This is a genomic window from Mesorhizobium sp. M1A.F.Ca.IN.020.06.1.1 (assembly GCF_004023265.1).
In the GTDB taxonomy this organism is placed as follows: domain Bacteria; phylum Pseudomonadota; class Alphaproteobacteria; order Rhizobiales; family Rhizobiaceae; genus Mesorhizobium.
Map to the genome: position 1 here is coordinate 1 of NZ_RZSR01000410.1, position 5,011 is coordinate 5,011.

At 63.1% G+C, this 5,011-nt stretch carries 4 protein-coding genes; 1 reads left to right on the top strand and 3 read right to left on the bottom strand.

Features of this window, described 5'->3' with window-relative positions:
• From EOA60_RS18345 to EOA60_RS18355, 3 genes are all read right to left on the bottom strand, one after another.
• Positions 1-1,268: cyclopropane-fatty-acyl-phospholipid synthase family protein (locus tag EOA60_RS18345; protein ID WP_127335685.1), on the bottom strand; the 1,268-nt coding region annotated here is incomplete at its 3' end.
• A 408-nt stretch (positions 1,269-1,676) separates the two neighbouring features.
• Positions 1,677-3,095: a pilus assembly protein gene (locus EOA60_RS18350; RefSeq protein ID WP_095824163.1), complete on the bottom strand. Its 1,419-nt coding sequence runs from the start codon at positions 3,093-3,095 to the stop codon at positions 1,677-1,679.
• Positions 3,096-3,396: 301 nt separating this feature from the next.
• Entirely contained in the window at positions 3,397-4,266 is an 870-nt protein-coding gene (locus tag EOA60_RS18355; protein ID WP_067324945.1) for a transglutaminase family protein, read from the bottom strand.
• A 187-nt stretch (positions 4,267-4,453) separates the two neighbouring features.
• Here EOA60_RS18355 and EOA60_RS18360 point away from each other — a divergent pair.
• Positions 4,454-5,011, top strand: a 558-nt coding sequence (locus tag EOA60_RS18360; RefSeq protein ID WP_128311701.1) for an HAD-IA family hydrolase, incomplete at its 3' end; no start/stop codon positions are given.

Below are 5,011 nucleotides of genomic sequence, written 5' to 3' on the forward strand. Positions count from 1 at the left end.
TACCGGTACAAATCTTCACGCGTCGGCGGCAGGCCGCTTGGTCCCCGCGCGCGCTTGGTGGCGACGGTCTGGAAAATCTGCGCCGAGGCGCGTTCGAAGGCGATCGAGCAGCCGGTGAGATAGAGCAGCCATAGCCGCGCTTTCGCCTCGCCGACCTCGGCGATCGCCTCGTCGAAGCGCGCATGGAGACGCTCGGCCCACAGCCGGCAGGTGCGCTGATAATGCTCGCGAAGGTTTTCGACATCATGGACGAGGAAGCCACGCGCCTCGAGATTGCCGAGCGTCATGCCGATCGTGTCGAGCTCTCCGCCTGGGAAGATGTATTGGATCAGCGCCTTGTATTCCGGGCCCTTGCGCAACGTCTTGCGGATGTCGCCCTTGCTGCGCCTGGTGATGGCGTGGTGCAGATAGACGCCGCCGGGCTTGAGCAGACGATGGACGGCCGAAAAGTAGGCGTCGTGATTGGCGATACCCAGATGCTCGAACATGCCGATGGACGATATCTTGTCGAATGCGCCGCAGAGCTCGGCGTAGGATTTGATCTCGATGGTGATGCGGTCCTCGAGACCCTCGGCGCGGATGCGCTCGCGGGCAAGCTGCGTCTGGGCCCGCGACAACGAGACGCCATGGCCGACGACGCCGTAATGCTTCGCTGCATGGATCAGCATCGCGCCCCAGCCGCAGCCGATATCGAGCAGCCTTTCGCCGGGCTTCAGCCTGAGCTTGCGGCAGATATGGTCGAGCTTGTCGACTTGCGCCTGGTCGATGCCGTTGGCGAAATCCTTGAAATACCCACAGCTATAGACCATGCGCTCGTCAAGGAAGAGCCGGTAGAAGGCATTCGAGATGTCGTAGTGATGCTGGATCGCTTCCTTGTTCGACCCGCTGACATAGGGGTTGCCGCCGGAGAGGTCGCTGCGCGCCGTCATCTGTTTTCGCGAGAACAGCACCACCGGCAGGTCGCGCAGGATCTCCAGCTTGGGCAATGATCTGAGCTTCGTCTTGAGCCTGCCCTGCGAGGGCACGGCGTAGAAGTCGAACAGCGTGCCCTCTTCGATGTCGACGGTCTTGGAAATCCACATCTCGACAAGCGTCGAGAAGGCAGGACGCCGCACCAGTTGCCAGACGATGTCCTGATCGTTGATGGCAAGCACCGGACCGCCGGCGGGCCCGATCCGCTCGCCGGTCCAAAGCCTGACCGCAAAACCCGGCTTCAACGTCTCGACGACCCTGCGTACGATCCGCGCGGCTCTGTCGGCGGCGTCCATTCCCACCTCCCAATAGGCGAACCCCGCCCTCGAGCGCCACTGTCGTCCACCGGCCCGTCGACCGCAATCCCGATCTGTTGCGCAAAAGCATCGCGCGAGGATGATCCTCGCCCGATGCACGGCCATTCCGTAGCGTCATCTTGTGTTTTGCCGCGACGCACCCCATCATTTGGCTGTGTTCAACAAATCGAAAGGAGGTGATCCGATGTCGAGTGATTTCGTTTTCCATAACGTGAGCTCAGCGGATTGCACTTCCGGGAAGCAGTCTTCCCGTTAAGGCGCGAGACGCGCGGCAGGTGACCCGAAGGGGTCGCCGCCAGGGGCCGCGTCATGGACGGAAACACGGAAGGCCGCCTGCTTCGTCAAGAAGCGGCGGCCTTTTCCTTTTCTCGCGGCCTGCCCTGTGGATCAGCGATTGATGGTGAGCTTCTCGATATTGCGGGTGATCTGATCGAAGGCATCTGACAGTTCGGTGCCCGTGGCGGCCTCGTAAAAATGCTTCAGCGACGACGTGTCGTCGGTCGCACAGTCCTTCAATACGGATCTCGCTTGATCCCTCTCGGTCGTCGTCATCGACGGATCGTTGAGATCGAAGCCGATGGTGAAAACCTCTATGCCGTCGTGCTTCATATTCTCGCAAATGGCTTCGGCATTGGCGCGCGACCTCCGGCCCTCGTCGTCGGACGCGGACGTGCCGCGCCCGCGGGCAAAGGCGGTGTTGAACTGGCCATCCGTCATCAGGATGGCGATCTTTGCCACTTTCTTCGGATCGAAATTCGCCGGACCCGCGCCCAGGCGGGCATCGGCGATGGCCGAACGCCAGGACGGCGAAAGCATGTAATAGCCCCATTGCGCGGCAATCCCACCTGCCGTCACGCCCGCAGCTTGGAAATGACCGATGGCCGTGAGCAGCGTGTTCTGATCGGCCGTCAGCGGAACCAGAGCCGCGGATGGACACACTTTCATGCGGTAGTCGCGGTTGACTCTGGCCTGATAGGTCCTGCCATTGTTGTCCTGCCTCAGCGTATACGGGCCATCCGACGAATAATCGGCATAGCCGTCCTTGTCCTTGCGCTCGGTGGCGCATTTGTCAGGCGCGGTCGTCACGGAAATGGAAAGCGGCGCATCGATCGGCGGCGGCAGCTTCGGTCCGGCCGACGTCTCGACGAAGACGGTGTCGGCGAGGCCGCCAGTGTTGACGGCCTCGGCATAGGGGACGATCGCCACCCGGACCCGAGGCTCGCTGGGATCCCGGTTCTGTCCCAGGAGATCCTTGACCGTCTGCGACGCGGCCGCCTGCAGGTCGCCGATCTTATTGGTCTTGGCGCGCTTGTTGGCCGCCATGGAGCCGGTGATGTCGAGCATCAGCGCCACCTCGATCTTCTTGTCTGAATAGAGCGCGGTGGTCGAGGCGCCGACACGCTGCATATCGCCAACGCTGAACAGCGGAAAATAGAGGCCGACATCGGCATGCGCATTCACCTGCACGGTCTTCGATGTCCTGTCGATGGTGAGCTTGTCGAGCACGATCTGTTTGGCCTGCAGGATGCCGGCCGCGCTGTTGGCGTCGAGAAATGCCTGTACCGACGCGTCGGCATCGGCTTCCTTGATGACACCAAGGGTGAGATCGCGTGCCGTCGAAGTCACAGCGGCATCGACGACGCTCTGCAGACTCGATCTCGCATTGTAGACCTGCGCGATATTGACTGCGAATCCCACCCCCAGCGCCAGCACCGATGCGGCAGCCCCAAACAGAACCGCGAAATTGCCTCCGCGATCCCGCGCAAAGCCGTCCACCCCACGAGCGAGACCTTTCAACTGCCGCATCCTCACCCCCGCCTGCTGCGGCTTCGGTGCCGCTCAACGGAAGCGCTGCAGGATTTCGGCCAGACACGGCCACCCTTCTGTTCGAAGGCGCGGAGCGACAGTTAACTCATTGTTTTTGCTGGAACACGGCAGACAGGAAGTTGAATGGCGGGTAAATGGAAACACAATAGGGAAATGCCGTTCATAAAGCGCTTACCATGAGTGGCGGAGCCATTGCGGCCCTTCCCGCTTCGGCACAGTGCGCCCTGTGCCAAAGCGGGTCAGCGCTGGTGCTGGCGCCGCAGTGAAACAGCCGCCTAGCTTACGCGAGCATCTGGGCGCTCGCGGTCCTGTCGATGCCGTGATGCGGCGGCTTGAACAGATTGCCTTGCTGCTCATAGGTCCACACCTTGAACAGGGTAAGCCGATGCGGGCCGAAGCTGTGCAGCAGCGGCACGTCGGTGGCGTCGCGGCCGCGCGCGATCACGACGCGGCCGATCCTTGGACGATTGTGGCGCGGATCGAACGCGTACCATTTCCCGTCAAGGAACACTTCCATCCAGGCTGAGAAATCCATCGGCGCCGGATCGGCCGGCACGCCGATGTCGCCGAGATAGCCGTTCACATAGCGCGCTGGAATGTTCATCGCGCGGCAGAGCGCTATCGCGAGATGCGCGAAGTCGCGGCAAACGCCGACGCGCTCCTCATGCGCCTGCGCCGCCGTGCGGGTGGCGCGGGCATAGCCGTAGCCGAACGAAAGCCGGCTATGGACATAGTCAACGATCGCCTGCGCGCGCGCCCAGCCGGGCGGCAAGTGGCCGAACAGCTCCCAGGCGAGGTTGCTGAGGTGATCGGTTTCGCAATAGCGGCTGCCGAGCAGGTAGACGAGCACCTCGTCCGGGAGGTCCGCCACCGGCATTTCGCGCGCCAGCGTGTTGATCTCGTCGGCCTCGCCGCTGTCCTCGACCACCCCATCAAAGAGGATGCGGAAACCGCCGGCCGGCGCCGTGAAGCGGCGGCAGATATTGCCATGGCTGTCGCGATAGGTGGTCGTCGGCACCGAAGGCGAGGTGAGAAAGCGAGTCTGCCGCTTGATGTCGGCATGGCGATCCGGGTGGATGTCGAGAAGCGCGATGATCGGCGTCGCGGCATCGCATTCGATGGCGATTTCGTAGCCGAGCCTGATCAGCATCACTTCCCCTTGTTGGTGGTCTTGCCCTTGTTGGTGGTCTTGCAAGACTGGTTGGAGAACGCCGCAATGAGGAGCGTTGTTCCGGCGGCGAGTCGAAATGCCGGCATGCGCCTTTGCAGGCTCCGCTTCGGAGGTTAGGATAGCGGTGCGTTTCGCGCTCCCCGAAAACGATTCCCCAGGATATCCGATGTTCCCAGGCAGAAAGTTCGCCGCTTTCCTTTTCGACATGGACGGCACGGTCCTCAATTCGATCGCCGCGGCGGAACGCGTGTGGACCAAGTGGGCTCGCCGTCACGGCCTCGACGTCGCGAGCTTCCTGCCGACCATCCACGGCAAGCGCGCGATCGAGACCATCGCCGCGCTGAAGCTTCCCGGCGTCGATCCCGTCGTGGAAGCCGATGCGCTGCTCGAGGCCGAGGCGGCCGACCTCGAGGGCATCGTTCCCATTCCGGGTGCTGTGGCGTTTCTCAAGTCGCTGCCGCCGGAGCGCTGGGCGGTCGTCACCTCGGCGCCGCGGGAACTCGCGCTGCTGCGTATGGCGGCGGCCGGCATTCCGGTGCCCGCCATCATGGTCTCGGCCGAGGACGTCACCCGCGGCAAGCCGGCGCCCGACTGTTTTCTTTTGGCGGCAAAGCGTCTCGGCGTCGAGGCGCGCGATTGCCTCGTCTTCGAGGATGCCCCGGCCGGCATCGCCGCGGGCGAAGCCTCCGGCGCCTCGGTGATGGTGATCAGCGCCACGCATGTC

Bases quoted from the DNA above. Each gene is read 5' to 3' on its own strand.
- EOA60_RS18350 (WP_095824163.1), bottom strand. From the start codon at position 3,095: ATGCGGCAGTTGAAAGGTCTCGCTCGTGGGGTGGACGGCTTTGCGCGG.
- EOA60_RS18355 (WP_067324945.1), bottom strand. From the start codon at position 4,266: ATGCTGATCAGGCTCGGCTACGAAATCGCCATCGAATGCGATGCCGCG.